This window comes from Enterobacter cloacae complex sp. IR5403 (assembly GCF_049238705.1).
Classification (GTDB): Bacteria; Pseudomonadota; Gammaproteobacteria; order Enterobacterales; family Enterobacteriaceae; genus Enterobacter; species Enterobacter hormaechei_C.
Map to the genome: position 1 here is coordinate 1 of NZ_JBMKHP010000012.1, position 16,480 is coordinate 16,480.

A 16,480-nucleotide genomic window follows, 5' to 3' on the forward strand; every position below is an offset into this window, starting at 1 on the left:
ACGCCGTAGCGCCGATGGTAGTGTGGGGTCTCCCCATGTGAGAGTAGGGAACTGCCAGGCATCAAACAAGTGAAGAGGCCATCCGCAAGGATGGCCTTTTTGCGTTTCTGCACCTGCTTCCTTTCCATAAACAAATCACCTATCCCCCCATATATACGGTAAACTATCCCGGTTTTTGCATCAGGATAGCGTCTATGAATCACTCCCTTAAGCCCTGGAATACCTTTGGTATTCAACGGAATGCTAATCAAATCGTACGTGCCGACAGTGCTCAGCAGTTGCTGAATGCATGGCAAAACGCAACAGAAAACGGTGAACCCGTACTTATTCTGGGCGAAGGAAGTAATGTCCTGTTTCTCGATGATTTTGCGGGGACGGTAATCGTCAATCGCATCATGGGGATTGAGTGTAAAGAGAGCGCTGACAGCTGGCATTTACACGTGGGTGCTGGCGAGAACTGGCACCATCTGGTGCAATATACCCTTGAAAAAGGGATGCCAGGGCTGGAAAATCTGGCCCTGATCCCGGGCTGTGCAGGTTCATCTCCTATTCAAAACATCGGTGCCTACGGCATCGAACTGAAACACGTCTGCGAATATGTCGACTGTATCGAACTGGCGACCGGAACGGCGAAGCGCCTGACCGCAGAGCAGTGCCGCTTTGGCTATCGCGACAGCATTTTCAAGCACGACTATCAGGATCGTTTCGTCATTGTGGCCGTTGGCCTGCGCCTGGCGAAAGCCTGGAAACCCGTTCTGACTTACGGCGATCTGACCCGTCTCGACCCGGCTACCGTCACACCGCGTGAGGTATTTGATTCCGTTTGCCACATGCGAATGACCAAGCTCCCGGACCCGAAAGTTAACGGAAATGCGGGCAGTTTCTTCAAAAACCCGGTGATCAGCAGCGAAAATGCAAAAGCGTTTCTTGCCGGCTGGCCAACGGCCCCGCATTATCCTCAGGCGGATGGTAGCGTGAAGCTGGCCGCAGGCTGGCTTATCGATCAGTGTGAATTAAAAGGTACTACTCTTGGTGGCGCTGCTGTTCATCGTCAGCAGGCGCTGGTACTGATCAACCAGTCCAACGCGACAAGTGAGGATGTCGTCAACCTGGCGCATCATGTTCGCCAGCGCGTGGGCGAAAAATTCAACGTCTGGCTGGAGCCTGAAGTTCGCTTTATTGGCCGAACGGGCGAAGTGAATGCCGTGGAGACCATTGCGTGAAGGACAATACTATCCCGTTAACTCTCATCGGTATCCTTGCCGATGGCGAGTTTCATTCTGGCGAGCAGCTGGGCGAACAGCTGGGCATGAGCCGTGCTGCGATCAATAAGCATATTCAAACGCTCCGCGACTGGGGCGTGGATGTGTTTACGGTGCCGGGAAAAGGCTACAGCCTGCCGGAACCGATCCAGTTACTGAATGAAGAGATTATCCGCAGCCAGATTGGGCACGGTAACGTCGCGGTATTGCCGGTCATTGATTCGACGAACCAGTATCTGCTGGATCGCCTGAGCGAGCTGAAATCCGGTGATGCCTGCGTTGCCGAGTACCAACAGGCAGGACGTGGCCGCCGGGGGCGTAAGTGGTTCTCACCATTTGGCGCCAACCTCTACCTTTCCATGTACTGGCGGCTTGAACAGGGGCCAGCTGCGGCCATCGGGCTGAGCCTGGTCATCGGCATTGTGATGGCAGAGGTGCTGCACGATCTGGGTGCCGATCAGGTGCGGGTAAAATGGCCCAACGATCTGTATCTCAACGATCGAAAGCTGGCGGGGATCCTGGTCGAACTCACGGGAAAAACAGGCGATGCCGCACAGATCGTCATTGGGGCGGGGCTGAACATGGTGATGCGAAACGTGCAGAACGATGTCGTGAACCAGGCCTGGACCAACTTGCAGGAAGCGGGGATCACCATCGATCGCAATACGCTAGCCGTCCGCATGATCAATGAGTTGCGTAGTTCGCTGACGCTCTTTGAACAAGAGGGGTTAGCGCCATTCCTGTCTCGCTGGGAAAAGCTGGATAACTTTATTAACCGACCGGTGAAGCTGCTGATTGGGGATAAAGAGATTTACGGCACATCACGCGGCATTGACGCGCAGGGCGCGTTGCTTCTTGAACAGGATGGCGTGATTAAGCCTTGGGTGGGCGGTGAAATTTCGTTACGAAGTGCGGAGTAACCCTCTCCCCACAGGGGAGAGGGTGTAGCAGGTCATCACTGCGGATACGGCACCCAATCCCCGGCATTCAGTCGGACATAAGGCTTATTCTGATACTGGATCACCACCGCATTGGCGTTTTCCGATACCTCCGCCGTCTGTGGCAGCCCGCTGGTGAGCTGATCCCAGTTCACGCTATCTTCCACAAACAGCTTACCGTCTACTGCGCGAGCAACCAGTTCCGAGATAGCCAGATAGCTGCTTGGCTGGGTGATCTCAATGGGCGCTCCCTGATGCGGCGCCTTCATACCAAAGAACTTAATCCCGGCCGGAACGTTAGTGATGGACGGGCTTGGAATATCGCGTAGACCAGACACCTGCATCCTGTCGCCTTTCAGCGCCCCTCCGTGTTCTGGTACTACCACCACCATCACTTTGCGACCTGATTTTTCCAGCTCGTTGAAGAACGCGTTCAGCTCGTCAAAGAACTTCTGCGCACGGGCCTTATAATCGGCCGTTTTACTCACACCGGGATAATGGTTCCCGTCGTGCAGCGGCAGTGTGTTATAGAACGTCGCGCTACGTGTCCCTTCCTCTTTGCCGACGGTATCTAACCAGCGCTGAAGCACGGCGGTATCGTCATACACCGGCGAGCCATCAAAGCCCAGCAACGTTACCGGCAGCCCTTTCTGGTCCATCAGCGGGGCCTGCATGCCTCCCTGTTCACGCACTTCTTTCAGGAAGTTACCGAACTGACCGTTATGGCCCATCATCAGGTGCTGGGTAAAGCCCAGTTTTGCAAGGTTATCAAACAGGTAACACTGGTTAGCTGCCGGCTGGTAGAGGTTCTTATGCGAAGGCTGTCCGCAGCTGGCGCGCAGCAGGCGGATAGCCGCCGGGCCGCTGTACGACGTGGCCGAGTTGAAGTCTTTAAATTGAATATCGAAATGCGACCACAGCGGGTGCGACATCAAACCAGCCGCGTCAACGTCAGCCCAGGACAAAGAACAGATGTTAATGACCAGCAGCTCAAACGGCTGAGCATCGGCAGGCAGCGCGTCCGGGAATTTCGTCTGGCGCTTATCTTCCGCAGCGTAAAAACTGGAGAGCCACGCGTTCAGGTTAGTGGATGTCGGCGGTGCAGTCTGCGCAGGAATATCCCCAACCACAGGCGTATCCCCTGCTGTCGCGACGGTCGCGGCGGCGGAACCGCCCGTGGTGGTCACGGTTGTCGTCGGCTGACCGGCTGGCCACAGCGAAAAGCTCGGGCCCGTCAGCGTCAGAACGTTTAGCCAGATCATAATCGCGACGACAAACACCGTCACCCGGATCCACTGAGACAGGAACAGCCAGGCGACCAGCAGGACAAATACCGCGCCAATCATCTGCCAGTTAATAAAGCGCTCAACCAGATCGAGCATATAGTCCGCACTGAAACCTGCGACCTGTGAGCCCTGGCTCATGATGCTTTCAGGGCCGGGCAGCCAGGTATCATGCCAGAACAGGGCGAAACCGATGGGGATAGCGACCCAGTGACGTATACGGTGCAGCCTGAGGTTCGGGATTGGCATCAGCAGGAATGCCATAAACACCAGGTTAAGCAGAGGGTGGAAATTAAGATAGCCTGCCCACAGCAGACCAAACTTCACCAGAAAGTAGAAATTCCAGCCGGACAGGCCGCGCCAGTATTGCCAGAGTGGCGATGGCGCCGAAGAGGTATAGGTAGAATTAGTCATGTTTTCGGTTTGCCTTGACGTTCGGAGCGCGAGTCAGTGTTCCGGCGGGTTTAATATAGCGAGGTTTGACGAACAGTAATCTGACCGTATCGCGAATACGGCGCAGGGAATGGCGTGCATAGTAGCCAAGCGGCAAAAAAATCAGCGCGCACAGAACAACCAGTTGGATGATATCGCTGATATTCATAATGGCGCGCTCTCCTTGTTCTCATCCAGTAAGCGTAGCGGCTCAGGTACCCGACGCCAGACATGCCCGTCATGTTTCGCATTGAGTACCGGTTTGGCACCGCTGGTGACAGGCAACGGTTTGGCCCACTTTTCAGGAGCCAGGGCACGCATCTGGACAAGCTCAGCGCTGATCAAATTATCTTCAAACCAGACCATGCGGTTCGAGAAAATATCTCCGGTAGGAAGCGGGAAGATATGGTTAAGCGCCGTATCCAGATCGTTCACCCGGCAGAAGGAGAGGAACAGCACCAGGCGGTTATCGCCAATGGTCATGATGTCCCCGATACGGTTAGGGCGGCACAGAGTAAGTGCCTGCTCAACGCGAATGCCCGGCACGGGGCGCAGGGCAACCATCACCCCTTTTCCGTCTGCCGGTAACAGCGTATTGCTCATCATGTTGCCCACTGCATCGCAGAAGGTGTCCCATTTCTGGTAGCCGCGCAGTTTCATCGGCTGCGTCATTGAAAGCAGGGTGCTGATATCTTCCGGAACATGTCGATTAAACTGCTGACCCTGAATGCTTTCGATCAGCGTCAGACAGCGCGACAGGGGAGCATTCCACGGGATGACCATATTCGCGCCGCAGCCCAGTAATAAGCGCTCATCAGTGGCGCGCAGGCTGGTATTATTTTCACGCACCACAATTTTTAACGCGCTCCCGCGCTGGCGACGTAATGTGTGAATGTGCCTTGCCAGCGTTTCGATTTGGTTATTCTGGATCAACGAGAAGATAATGGTCGCCGCCTGCGTGGTGCGCGCCTCATCAAATAAGGCTTCATTGGTATCGAACAATGACCAGTGCTCAGACAGTGCAGGCGCACCTTCCAGTACCGCAATATGGCTCAGAACGCGTTTTTCATCACTGCGTGGCTGAACTACCGTCTCTTCCTGTTGAGCAAGATGCCACTCATCCCCGACATGTTTGAGGGTAAGTTGTTGTCGGGAGCTCACCCCTTTTTCATTGCACCAGAAAGCCACGTCGTAAAGATGGCTGTCGGCCTGGACGCGAATACTGGCCAGGCCATAGAGGGAACGGTATTCACTCATTAAAAGTGAAAAAAGCTTGTCATTATTACTGCCTGGGTTAACAACCAATAAGGTGCAATTTTGATTTTTTGCCCATCTGTTGATTCTTTCCAGCCATTTCAGCAGTTTTTCAGAGGGGATATTTTGCAGGCCGTTATTAGAGCATTTTAGAATCAGTAAATAGTGTTCGGGAACAATAGAACACTGAATATCGCGGGGTAAAAAGTATAGACTGTCAGCCTCCGCAGGCATGGAAAATAATCGTACTGTCTGGGGTCCACGGTCACTGTCGAGCCTGATGATTGACTTCGGCTCTTCGCCCATCGTAATGACGGCCACGCGGGAATCCTTCCCCTGCGCCGCTATCGTCTGGTTTACCAGACTGATGGCATCTTCATTACGATCCGTATTAACCCACCAGACTCCTCCGACTGGCATGTGGCGCAATTCGTCCCATAATGACTGGATGCCAATAGAAAATATGGAGTCCACGGTGTCCCTCTTTTCGTCGAATTTCTATGTCTCTCAGTTTACTAGCGAAAGCGTAGAAATAAACCTAACATTGAAATTAAAGAACATCAGATTTAGCATGTAAATGAAATTTAGTGGGCAGGACGCCTCGCTGCATCTGAATCTTATGATTTTACTCAAAGGGATGAAAAAAGAATGCAAAATAACGAACCCGCAACCCCAGTCGACTCAAGTCTGGGTTACACATTCCAGAACGATTTTTTGGCACTCACGCAGGCTTTTTCTTTGCCTGAAATAGATTACACCGATATTTCCCAGCGGGAACAGTTGGCGGCGGCTATTAAACGTTGGCCGTTATTAGCTGAGTTTGCCCAACAACAATAAGGAAGCCATTGATGGCTGTACTAGGATTACAGGGCGTCCGTGGTGGGGTGGGTACAACTTCCGTTACCGCGGCGCTGGCGTGGTCATTGCAGGTATTAGGTGAATCGGTACTGGTCATTGATGCCTGTTCCGATAATTTGCTGCGCATGTCATTCAATGTCGACTTTACGCATGCAAACGGCTGGGGACGTGCGCTTCTGGACGATAAAGACTGGCGGGATGCGGGTTTGCGTTATACCTCCCAGCTCGATTTGCTTCCCTTTGGTCAATTGACCGAAACCGAGCGCGGGAATGAAGCCGCGTACCAGCGCCTGTTCTCTCGCTTCATCACCGCATTGCAGAGCCTGAAAGAGAGCGGGCACTATCAGTGGATCCTGCTGGACCTGCCGCACGGCGCCGCGTCGCTGACCCGCCAGCTGCTGGCGCAGTGCGACCATGTGCTCTCCATCGCGAACGTAGATGCGAATTGTCATATCCGTCTGCATCAGCAGCCGATGCCTGCTAATGCCCATATTCTGATCAACGATCTGCGCATTGGCAGCCAGATCCAGGACGATCTCTACCAGGTCTGGCTCCAGAGTCAGCGCCGCCTGTTGCCGATGGTGATCCATCGTGACGAAGCGATGGCGGAGTGCCTCGCGTCGAAACAACCTCTCGGGGAGTACCGTAGCGATTCACTGGCGGCGGAAGAGATCCTGACGCTGGCCAACTGGTGTCTGCTGCACTTTGCTAAACGGCCGGAGCCTGCCGGGAGTTCAGTATGAGCCGCCTGACTAACTGGCTGCTCATTCCGCCGGTCAGTTCGCGCTTAAGTGAACGCTACTGCCATTACCGTCATCACGGCGCCTCGTCGCTGAGCGCTGCGCTGGGCTGTTTGTGGATGATTCTGGCGTGGATGTTCATCCCCCTCGAACATCCCCGCTGGCAACGCATTCGTGCGCGCCACGGTGAACTCTATCCGCATATCAACCCTGACAAGCCGCGTCCGCTGGATCCCGCGCGCTACGCTATTCAGTCCATCTGGCTACTAACGACCTCAACGGGCGCGGAGAAAAAAACGTCCCGCTGGCGCAGCTTCGATCGTGTGCAGAACCTGCGTGAACACTACCACCAGTGGCTTGACCGGCTACCTGACCGGGTGGGCGACAAAACGGGTCATTTAGATAACCACAAAGAGCTCGGGCACCTACACCCGGGCTTGCGGCGTTTTATTCTCGGCGTGGTTGTGGTGTTCTCGCTGATTCTTGCGCTGGTCTGTATTACCCAGCCCTTCAACCCGCTGGCGCAGTTCACCTTCCTGATCCTGCTGTGGGGCGTGGCGCTGCTGGTGCGGCGCATACCAGGGCGTTTTTCTGCCCTGATGCTGATTGTGCTATCGCTGACCGTTTCCTGCCGCTACATCTGGTGGCGATATACCTCAACGCTGAACTGGGACGATCCGGTCAGCCTGGTGTGCGGCTTAGTGCTGCTGTTTGCTGAGACTTATGCCTGGATCGTGCTGGTGCTGGGTTACTTCCAGGTTATCTGGCCGCTGAATAGACAGCCGGTGCCGCTGCCAAAAGACACGACCCAGTGGCCTACGGTGGACCTCTTCGTGCCGACCTATAACGAAGACCTGTCGGTGGTAAAAAACACCATTTACGCCGCGCTGGGTATCGACTGGCCGAAGGATAAAATCAAAATCTGGATCCTCGATGACGGTGGCCGCGCCGAGTTCCGCCAGTTCGCGGACGAAGTGGGGGTAGAGTACATCGCCCGTACCACGCATGAACACGCGAAAGCCGGTAACATCAACAATGCGCTGAAATATGCCAAAGGGGAGTTCGTCTCTATTTTCGACTGCGACCACGTGCCAACGCGCTCGTTCCTGCAAATGACCATGGGCTGGTTCCTGAAGGAGAAAGAGCTGGCGATGATGCAGACGCCGCACCACTTCTTCTCGCCGGACCCGTTTGAACGTAACCTCGGCCGTTTTCGTAAAACCCCGAACGAGGGCACGCTGTTCTATGGACTCGTGCAGGATGGCAACGACATGTGGGACGCCACGTTCTTCTGCGGCTCCTGTGCGGTGATCCGCCGCAAGCCGCTGGATGAAATTGGCGGCATCGCCGTCGAGACGGTCACGGAAGATGCGCACACCTCGCTGCGTCTGCACCGTCTTGGCTATACCTCCGCCTACATGCGCATTCCTCAGGCGGCGGGGCTGGCCACGGAATCCCTGTCGGCGCACATCGGCCAGCGTATTCGCTGGGCCCGCGGCATGGTGCAAATTTTCAGGCTCGATAACCCGCTGATGGGTAAAGGACTGAAGCTGGCGCAACGGCTGTGCTACGTCAACGCCATGTTCCACTTCCTGTCGGGTATTCCACGGCTTATCTTCCTCACTGCGCCGCTGGCGTTCCTGCTCCTTCACGCTTACATCATCTATGCGCCTGCGCTGATGATTGCTCTGTTCGTTCTGCCGCACATGATCCACGCCAGCCTGACGAACTCGAAGATTCAGGGGAAATATCGCCACTCCTTCTGGAGTGAAATTTACGAAACGGTGCTGGCCTGGTACATCGCGCCGCCAACCATGGTGGCGCTGATTAACCCGCATAAAGGGAAATTCAACGTCACCGCGAAGGGCGGGCTGGTGGAAGAGGAGTATGTCGACTGGGTGATCTCCCGGCCCTATATCTTCCTGGTGCTGCTGAATATTGTGGGCGTGATTGTTGGGATCTGGCGCTACTTCTACGGCCCGGAAAACGAAATTCTGACGGTCTTCGTGAGTATGGCGTGGGTGTTTTATAACCTGATTATCCTCGGTGGCGCGGTGGCGGTATCGGTGGAGAGCAAACAGGTTCGCCGCGCGCATCGCGTCGAAATCAGCATGCCAGCGGCCATTGCTCGCGACGATGGACATCTCTTCTCCTGTACCGTACATGACTTTTCGGATGGCGGTCTGGGTATCAAGATCAACGGTCAGGCGAAGGTGCTGGAGGGGCAGAAGGTCAACCTACTGCTTAAGCGCGGCCAGCAGGAGTATGTCTTCCCGACGCAGGTGGTGCGTGTGAGAGGAAATGAAGTGGGTCTGCAACTGATGCCGCTGACCAAAAAGCAACACATTGATTTTGTGCAGTGTACGTTTGCCCGCGCGGATACGTGGGCTCTCTGGCAGGACAGCTTCCCTGAGGATAAGCCTCTGGAAAGCCTGCTGGATATTCTTAAGCTGGGGTTCCGTGGCTATCGTCACCTTGCAGAATTTGCCCCGTCGTCGGTGAAATTAATTTTCCGGTCACTTACTTCACTGGTTTCCTGGGTCGTGTCGTTCATTCCGCGTCGACCTGAGCGAGATGAAGCGAAGCAGGCGGACCCGGTTATGGCTCAACAATGATGATAACGCGATGAAAACAAAACTTTCCTGGTTATGTGCAGTGGCAATGGGGATGAGTGCGCTCCCTGCAACAGTGGCTAACGCGGCGCCTGATAACGCAGCGACCACGCCCGCGCCAACGGTGCCTGTCGTCGCGCAAGCGACCGATCCGGTTGTGACGGCCGCGCCGGGGCAGACGGAGAACGTCGTCCCGAATCAGCCGACGACGGGGAATACGCTGCCCGCCGACAACCCGGTGGTTGGGCAGGTCTTGCCTGGCGTGCCGGGAGCCAGTGCGCCGGTGGTTGCCGAAAATACGCCGTCGCGTGACGTTAAGCTGACGTTTGCCCAGATCGCGCCTCCTCCGGGCAGCATGGTTCTGCGCGGCATCAACCCAAATGGCGGCATCGAATTCGGTATGCGCAGCGATGAAGTTGTGTCGAAAGCGATGCTCAACCTGGAATACACCCCATCGCCGTCGCTGCTGCCGGTGCAGTCCCAGCTTAAGGTCTATCTGAATGACGAGCTGATGGACGTCCTGCCCGTCACTAAAGAGCAACTGGGTAAGAAAACCCTGGCTCAGGTGCCGATTAACCCGCTGTTTATCACCGACTTTAACCGCGTGCGTCTGGAGTTTGTCGGCCACTACCGCGATGTCTGTGAAAACCCGGCCAGCAGCACCCTGTGGCTGGATGTCGGTCGTAACTCTTCGCTTCAGATGACCTATCAGCCGCTGGCGTTGAAAAACGATCTCTCCGCCTTCCCGGTGCCGTTCTTCGACCCGCGTGATAACCGTCCGCTGAACCTGCCGATGGTCTTTGCCGGCTCGCCGGATGTGACCGAACAGCTGGCGGCCTCTATCGTGGCATCCTGGTTTGGTTCCCGCTCCGGCTGGCGTGGTCAAAGTTTCCCGGTCATGTACGACAAAATGCCGGACAAAAACGCGATCGTGTTTGCCACCAACGCCAAACGCCCGGCATTTCTGCGTGACCATCCGGAGGTGAAAGCGCCCACCATCGAGATGATCAGCCATCCGGACAATCCGTACGTGAAGCTGCTGGTGATCTTCGGCCGTGATGACAAAGATCTGGTGCAGGCGGCGAAAGGCATTGCGCAGGGGAATATCCTGTTCCGCGGCAACAGCGTTGTGGTGGATGAGGTGAAACCGCTGCTGGCGCGTAAGCCTTATGATGCGCCGAACTGGGTACGTACCGACCGGGCCATCACCTTTGGCGAGCTGAAAACCTATGAAGAGCAATTGCAGTCAACCGGGCTTGAACCGTCTCCTGTCAGCCTGTCGCTGAACCTGCCGCCGGATCTCTATCTGCTGCGCACCAACGGCATTGATATCAACCTGAACTACCGTTACACCGCGCCGGCAACCAAAGACAGCTCGCGCATGGATATCAGCCTCAACAACCAGTTCCTGCAATCATTCAGCCTGGCCAGCAGCCAGGAGACAAACCGGTTGATGCTTCGTCTGCCTGTATTGCAGGGGCTGCTGGACGGCAAAACCGATGTGTCGATCCCGGCGCTGAAGCTCGGTGCGGTGAACCAGCTGCGGTTTAACTTCCAGTATATGAACCCCATGCCGGGTGGATCGGTGGAAAACTGTATTACCTTCCAGCCGGTGCAAAACCACGTGGTGATTGGTGATGATTCCACGATCGACTTCTCGAAGTATTACCACTTTATTGCGATGCCGGATCTGCGTGCCTTTGCTAACGCCAGCTTCCCGTTCAGCCGCATGGCAGACCTCTCTGAATCGATTGTCGTGATGCCAAAAGCGGCCAACGAAGGCCAGGTTACCACGCTGCTGGACACCATGGGCACCGTCGGGGCGCAAACCGGCTTGCCGGCTATCAACGTGACGGTGACGGATGACGGTAGCCAGATCCAGAACAAAGATGCCGATATCATGGTCATCGGCAACATTCCGGACAAGCTGAAAGACGAGAAGCGCGTCGATCTGCTGGTGCAGGCGGCTCAGTCGTGGGTTAACACGCCGCTGCGTCAGACCGAGTTCCCGAGCATCATGCCGGACAGCGGCGATCGTCAGGCCAATATCAGGACGACCGTAAGTTCAACGGGTCCGATGGCCGCGATTGTCGGCTTCCAGTCGCCGTACAACGACCAGCGCAGCGTTATCGCCCTGCTGGCGGACAGCCCGCGCGGCTATGAGCTACTCAACACGGCCATGAACGACAGCGGTAAACGGGCGGCAATGTTCGGTTCCGTCTCGGTGATCCGTGAGTCGGGGGTAAACAGCCTGCGCGTGGGGGATGTCTACTACGTCGGTCATTTGCCGTGGTTCGAACGCCTGTGGTACGCCCTGTCTAACCACCCGGTGCTGCTGGCCGTGCTGGCGGCGCTCAGCGTTGTATTGCTGGCGTGGGTACTGTGGCGTCTGCTGCGAATCATCAGCCGTCGTCGTCTTAACCCGGACCATGAGTAAGCGGTGATGGAAATCTTTCGCGGGTGTGTAGTCGCAGCGTTGATGCTGGCGGCGGCGAATCTTCACGCCGCCTGTCGCTGGCCTGCCTGGGAGACGTTCAAGCAGGATTATATGAGCGAAAGTGGACGCGTCATTGATCCCAGTGACGCGCGCAAAATCACCACCTCCGAAGGGCAAAGCTACGGACTGTTCTTTGCCCTCGCAGCAAACGATCGCAAGGCGTTCGATCTGCTGCTGGCATGGACGCGCGATAACCTTGCCGAGGGAGATTTAGCCCAACATCTCCCGGCCTGGCTGTGGGGAAAAAAGGACGACGAAACCTGGGCGGTTATCGACCCTAACTCCGCGTCTGATGCCGATATCTGGATTGCCTGGTCGCTGCTGGAAGCCGGGCGGCTGTGGAAAAATCCCGATTACACGCGCACGGGTAAGGCGCTGTTGACGCGCATTGCCAGTGAGGAAGTGGTGAAGGTGCCGGGGCTGGGTTCTATGCTGCTGCCGGGTAAAGTCGGTTTTGCCGAAGAGAGTGTCTGGCGCTTCAACCCCAGCTACCTGCCGCCGCAGCTTGCGAGCTATTTCACCCGCTTTGGCGCGCCGTGGACGACGCTCCGTGAAACCAACCTGCGTCTGCTGCTGGAGACCGCGCCTAAAGGATTTTCCCCGAACTGGGTGAAATACCAGAAAAAGGGCGGCTGGCAGCTGTCGCAGGATGCATCCCTGATCGGCAGCTACGATGCGATTCGCGTCTATCTGTGGGTAGGGATGATGAACGATAACGATCCGCAGAAAGCCCGGCTACTGGCGCGTTTCAAGCCCATGGCGACCACCACAATCAAACAAGGCTTGCCGCCGGAGAAAGTGGACGTCGCGACCGGGAAACGCACCGGAAATGGGCCGGTAGGGTTTTCTGCCTCCCTCCTTCCGTTTTTACAAAACCGGGACGCGCAGGCGGTGCAACGCCAGCACGTCGCCGATCGTTTTCCCGATAACAATGCTTATTACAGCTACGTTCTGACCCTCTTTGGACAAGGGTGGGATCAGCATCGTTTTCGTTTCACCGTGCAAGGTGAATTACTACCGGATTGGGGCCAGGAATGCGCACGTTCACACTGAATCTACTCACCTTATCGCTTGGTCTGGCGCTAATGCCCCTGGCCCAGGCCGCCAACTCCCCGCAGCAGAGACAGCTGCTGGAACAGGTCCGTCTGGGGGAATCCACCCAGCGTGAGGATTTAGTGCGCCAGTCGCTCTATCGCCTTGAGCTGATCGACCCCAACAACCCGGACGTGATTGCCGCGCGCTTCCGCTACCTGTTACGACAGGGCGATACGGCGGGCGCGCAAAAAGAGCTGGATCGCCTGAAAGGAATGGCACCCGATTCCAGTGCCTATCAGTCATCCCGTACTACTATGCTGCTCTCCACGCCGGATGGTCGTCAGGCCCTCCAGCAGGCTCGCCTGCTTGCCACCACCGGGCACACCCAGGAAGCCATTGCTGCGTATGACAAACTGTTTGACGGTAAGCCGCCCAGCGGCGACATCGCGACGGAGTACTGGAACGTGGTGGCGAAAGAGCCAGCCCGCCGCAACCTGGCCATTAATCAGCTTAAGAAAATAAACGCCAGCAGTCCGGGCAACGTCCCGCTACAGTCCTCGCTGGCACAGCTTCTGTTCCAGAGCGGACGGCGTGATGAAGGGTTTGCGGTGTTACAGGAGATGGCCAAATCGAACAATGGCCGCAGTCAGGCGTCGGACATGTGGTACCAGCAGATCAAAGATCAGCCGGCCAGCAGCGCCAGCGTTACCGCGCTGCAACAATACCTGAGCGTGTTCAGCGATGGCGATAACGTGACGGCGGCGCGCGCCCAGCTTGAAGCGCAGCAAAAACAGCTCGCCGATCCGGCGTTCCGCGCCAAAGCCGAAGGGTTAGCCGCAGTGGATGCAGGGCAGGGCAGTAAAGCGGTAACGGAGTTGCAGAAAGCAGTCAGCGCCAACCACGCCGACAGTGAAGCCGTAGGCGCGCTGGGGCAGGCCTATTCTCAGAAAGGCGATCGCGCGCGCGCGGTTGCGCAGTTTGAAAAGGCGATCGCCCTCGATCCGCAGAGCGATAACCGGGGCAAATGGGACAGCCTGCTGAAGGTCAACCGATACTGGCTGCTGATCCAGCAGGGGGATAACGCCCTGAAAGCCAACAATACGGCCCAGGCCGAACGCTATTACCAGCAGGCGCGCAATATCGACAATACCGACAGCTACGCGGTTCTGGGGTTAGGTGATGCGGCGGCGGCGCGCAAAGATAACGACGCGGCCGAACGCTATTACCGCCAGGCGTTGCGGATGGACAGCAGCAACAGTAACGCGGTGCGCGGTCTCGCCAATGTTTATCGCGCGCAGTCTCCGGAGAAGGCGACGCAGTTTATTCAGTCGCTCTCTGCCAGCCAGCGCCGCAGCATTGATGATATTGAACGTAGCCTGACGAACGAGCAGCTGTCAGCCCAGGCCGAACAGCTGGAAAGCGAAGGGAAATATGCGCAGGCCGCAGAAATTCAGCGCCGACGCCTTGCGCTTTCCCCGGGCGACGTGTGGATCACCTACCGGCTGTCACGCGATCTGTATAGCGCGGGTCAGCGCAGCCAGGCGGATAACCTGATGCGTCAGCTGGCAAGCCAGAAACCGGGCGATCCGGATCAGGTTTACGCCAGCGGGCTGTACCTGTCCGGTAACGATCAGGACCGGGCGGCGCTGGCGCATCTGAACACGCTGCCGCGCGACAGGTGGAACGGCAACATTCAGGCGCTGGCGGACCGCCTGCAAAGTAACCAGGTACTGGAAACCGCCAACCGCCTGCGCGACAGTGGAAAAGAGCAGGAGGCGGAAACGTTGCTTCGCCAGCAGCCTCCGTCCACCCGTATCGACCTGACGCTGGCGGACTGGGCTGAACAGCGGGGCGATCATGAGGCCGCGAAAACCGCCTACAACACCGTCCTGCAACGCGAACCGCAGAACGAAGACGCGATCCTCGGCCTGACCGAGGTCTCTCTTGCCCAGGGCAATAGGGACGCGGCGCGCGCGGCGCTGGCGAAACTGCCCGCGGCACAGAACGGCGAACCGCTCTCCATCAATATGCAGCGCCGGCTTGCCATGGCGCAGGCTGGCCTGGGCGATCGTGCCGCGGCAGAAAAGACCTTCAACGCCATTCTTCCGCAGGCCAAATCGCAGCCGCCTTCGATGGAAAGTGCGCTGGTGATGCGCGATGCCGCCCGTTTCCAGGCACAAAATGGTCAGCCTCAGCAGGCGCTGGACACCTGGAAAGATGCGATGGTCTCATCGGGCATCACAACGACCCGTCCGACCGATAACGACAGCTTTACGCGGCTCACGCGTAACGATGAGAAAGATGACTGGCTGAAGCGCGGCGTGCGCAGCGATGCAGGCGATCTTTATCGTCAGCAGGATCTGAACGTCACGCTGCAACACGACTACTGGGGCTCCAGCGGCACGGGAGGCTATTCCGACCTGAAAGCGCACACCACCATGCTCCAGGTTGATGCGCCGCTGTCGGACGGACGTATGTTCTTCCGTAGCGATCTGGTCAATATGAACGCCGGTTCCTTTGACACCGATAACGGAACCTACGATCCGACATGGGGTACCTGCGCCGAAACGCCATGTCACGGCAGCACGAACCAGTCGGCCAACGGCGCCAGCGTGGCCGTCGGCTGGCAGAACAAAACCTGGTCGTGGGATATCGGTACGACGCCGATGGGCTTCGACGTGGTCGATGTGGTGGGTAGCCTGAGCTACAGCAACGATTTAGGGCAGATTGGCTACACCCTGAACGCCCATCGCCGTCCGATTTCCAGCTCGGTGCTGGCCTTCGCCGGGCAAAAAGATCCCAATACCGACACCACCTGGGGCGGCGTGCGTGCCACCGGCGGCGGCGTGAGCATGAGCTATGACAAAGGCGAAGCTAACGGGATCTGGTCAAGCCTGAGTGCCGACAGCCTCACCGGGAAGAATGTCGAAGATAACTGGCGCGTCCGCTGGATGACCGGCTATTACTACAAGCTCATCAATCAGAACAACGAACGCCTGACGGTGGGCGTGTCCAACATGCTCTGGCATTACGATAAGGATTTAAGTGGTTATTCGCTGGGCCAGGGCGGTTACTACAGTCCCCAGGAGTATGTGTCGTTCGCCTTACCGGTGAACTGGCGTAAACGCACAGAGAACTGGTCATGGGAGCTGGGCGGCTCAGTCTCCTGGTCTCATTCAAAAACAAAAGATGTGATGCGTTATCCGTTACAGGGACTGATCCCGGACAATGAGCCAGGCCGTTATACTGATAAAGGTGTGATGGAAACCGGAAGTAGCTCGTCAGGGACGGGTTATACCGCAAGGGCGATTGTTGAACGCCGCGTGACGTCCAACTGGTTTGTCGGTCTGGGCGTCGATATTCAGGAAGCAAAAGACTATACCCCGAGCCATGCGCTGCTCTACGTTCGGTATTCTGCCGCGGGCTGGCAGGGTGATATGGACTTACCACCGGAACCGCTGGTGCCTTATGCAGACTGGTGATCGGATTTTTACTTAATCTAATTGTAAGTCTCTCTTAAAAGTGCAGCTATCGGGTATACTCGGACGCACCAGGTTTACACCCTGGTG

The 16,480-nt window shown here is 56.8% G+C and carries 11 protein-coding genes; 8 read left to right on the forward strand and 3 right to left on the reverse strand.

All coding sequences use genetic code 11. From position 1 onward, the window contains the following. The first annotated feature begins 194 nt into the window (after window positions 1–194). Entirely contained in the window at window positions 195–1,223 is a 1,029-nt protein-coding gene (gene murB / locus ACOTW6_RS15935; RefSeq protein ID WP_062933323.1) for a UDP-N-acetylmuramate dehydrogenase, read from the forward strand. Continuing rightward, entirely contained in the window at window positions 1,220–2,182 is a 963-nt protein-coding gene (gene birA, locus ACOTW6_RS15940) for a bifunctional biotin--[acetyl-CoA-carboxylase] ligase/biotin operon repressor BirA (RefSeq protein WP_003861169.1), read from the forward strand. Before murB ends, birA begins: the two co-directional genes overlap by 4 nt. 35 nt (window positions 2,183–2,217) lie before the next feature. On the opposite strand, the gene bcsG is transcribed toward birA, so the two are convergent. From bcsG to bcsE, 3 genes are read right to left on the reverse strand one after another with little or no spacing between them, the layout of a single operon-like run. Further along, window positions 2,218–3,897 (reverse strand): cellulose biosynthesis protein BcsG, encoded by a 1,680-nt coding sequence (bcsG, locus tag ACOTW6_RS15945; protein WP_032672219.1) that lies wholly within the window; start codon window positions 3,895–3,897, stop codon window positions 2,218–2,220. Beyond that, entirely contained in the window at window positions 3,890–4,084 is a 195-nt protein-coding gene (gene bcsF / locus ACOTW6_RS15950) for a cellulose biosynthesis protein BcsF (protein ID WP_006808586.1), read from the reverse strand. The genes bcsG and bcsF overlap by 8 nt, the downstream gene beginning before the upstream one ends. Beyond that, complete coding sequence (bcsE, locus tag ACOTW6_RS15955) at window positions 4,081–5,643, reverse strand: cellulose biosynthesis c-di-GMP-binding protein BcsE (RefSeq protein ID WP_062933324.1); 1,563 nt, start codon at window positions 5,641–5,643, stop codon at window positions 4,081–4,083. Before bcsE ends, bcsF begins: the two co-directional genes overlap by 4 nt. Before the next feature lie 174 nt (window positions 5,644–5,817). Between bcsE and bcsR the strand changes: the two genes are divergently transcribed. From bcsR to bcsC, 6 genes are read left to right on the forward strand one after another with little or no spacing between them, the layout of a single operon-like run. Beyond that, a complete protein-coding gene (gene bcsR / locus ACOTW6_RS15960) occupies window positions 5,818–6,006 on the forward strand; it encodes a cellulose biosynthesis protein BcsR (protein WP_003861175.1) in 189 nt (62 codons plus the stop codon). Between the two features lie 11 nt (window positions 6,007–6,017). Next, a complete protein-coding gene (bcsQ, locus tag ACOTW6_RS15965) occupies window positions 6,018–6,770 on the forward strand; it encodes a cellulose biosynthesis protein BcsQ (RefSeq protein ID WP_003861177.1) in 753 nt (250 codons plus the stop codon). Further along, window positions 6,767–9,382 carry a UDP-forming cellulose synthase catalytic subunit gene (bcsA, locus tag ACOTW6_RS15970; protein ID WP_062933325.1) on the forward strand — a complete coding sequence of 872 codons (2,616 nt, stop codon included), beginning with the start codon at window positions 6,767–6,769 and terminating at the stop codon, window positions 9,380–9,382. Before bcsQ ends, bcsA begins: the two co-directional genes overlap by 4 nt. 10 nt (window positions 9,383–9,392) lie before the next feature. Next, entirely contained in the window at window positions 9,393–11,816 is a 2,424-nt protein-coding gene (bcsB, locus tag ACOTW6_RS15975; protein WP_213789430.1) for a cellulose biosynthesis cyclic di-GMP-binding regulatory protein BcsB, read from the forward strand. Between the two features lie 6 nt (window positions 11,817–11,822). Continuing rightward, window positions 11,823–12,929 (forward strand): cellulose synthase complex periplasmic endoglucanase BcsZ, encoded by a 1,107-nt coding sequence (bcsZ, locus tag ACOTW6_RS15980; protein ID WP_062933327.1) that lies wholly within the window; start codon window positions 11,823–11,825, stop codon window positions 12,927–12,929. Next, a complete protein-coding gene (bcsC, locus tag ACOTW6_RS15985) occupies window positions 12,911–16,393 on the forward strand; it encodes a cellulose synthase complex outer membrane protein BcsC (protein ID WP_062933328.1) in 3,483 nt (1,160 codons plus the stop codon). Before bcsZ ends, bcsC begins: the two co-directional genes overlap by 19 nt. Window positions 16,394–16,480: the final 87 nt, after the last annotated feature.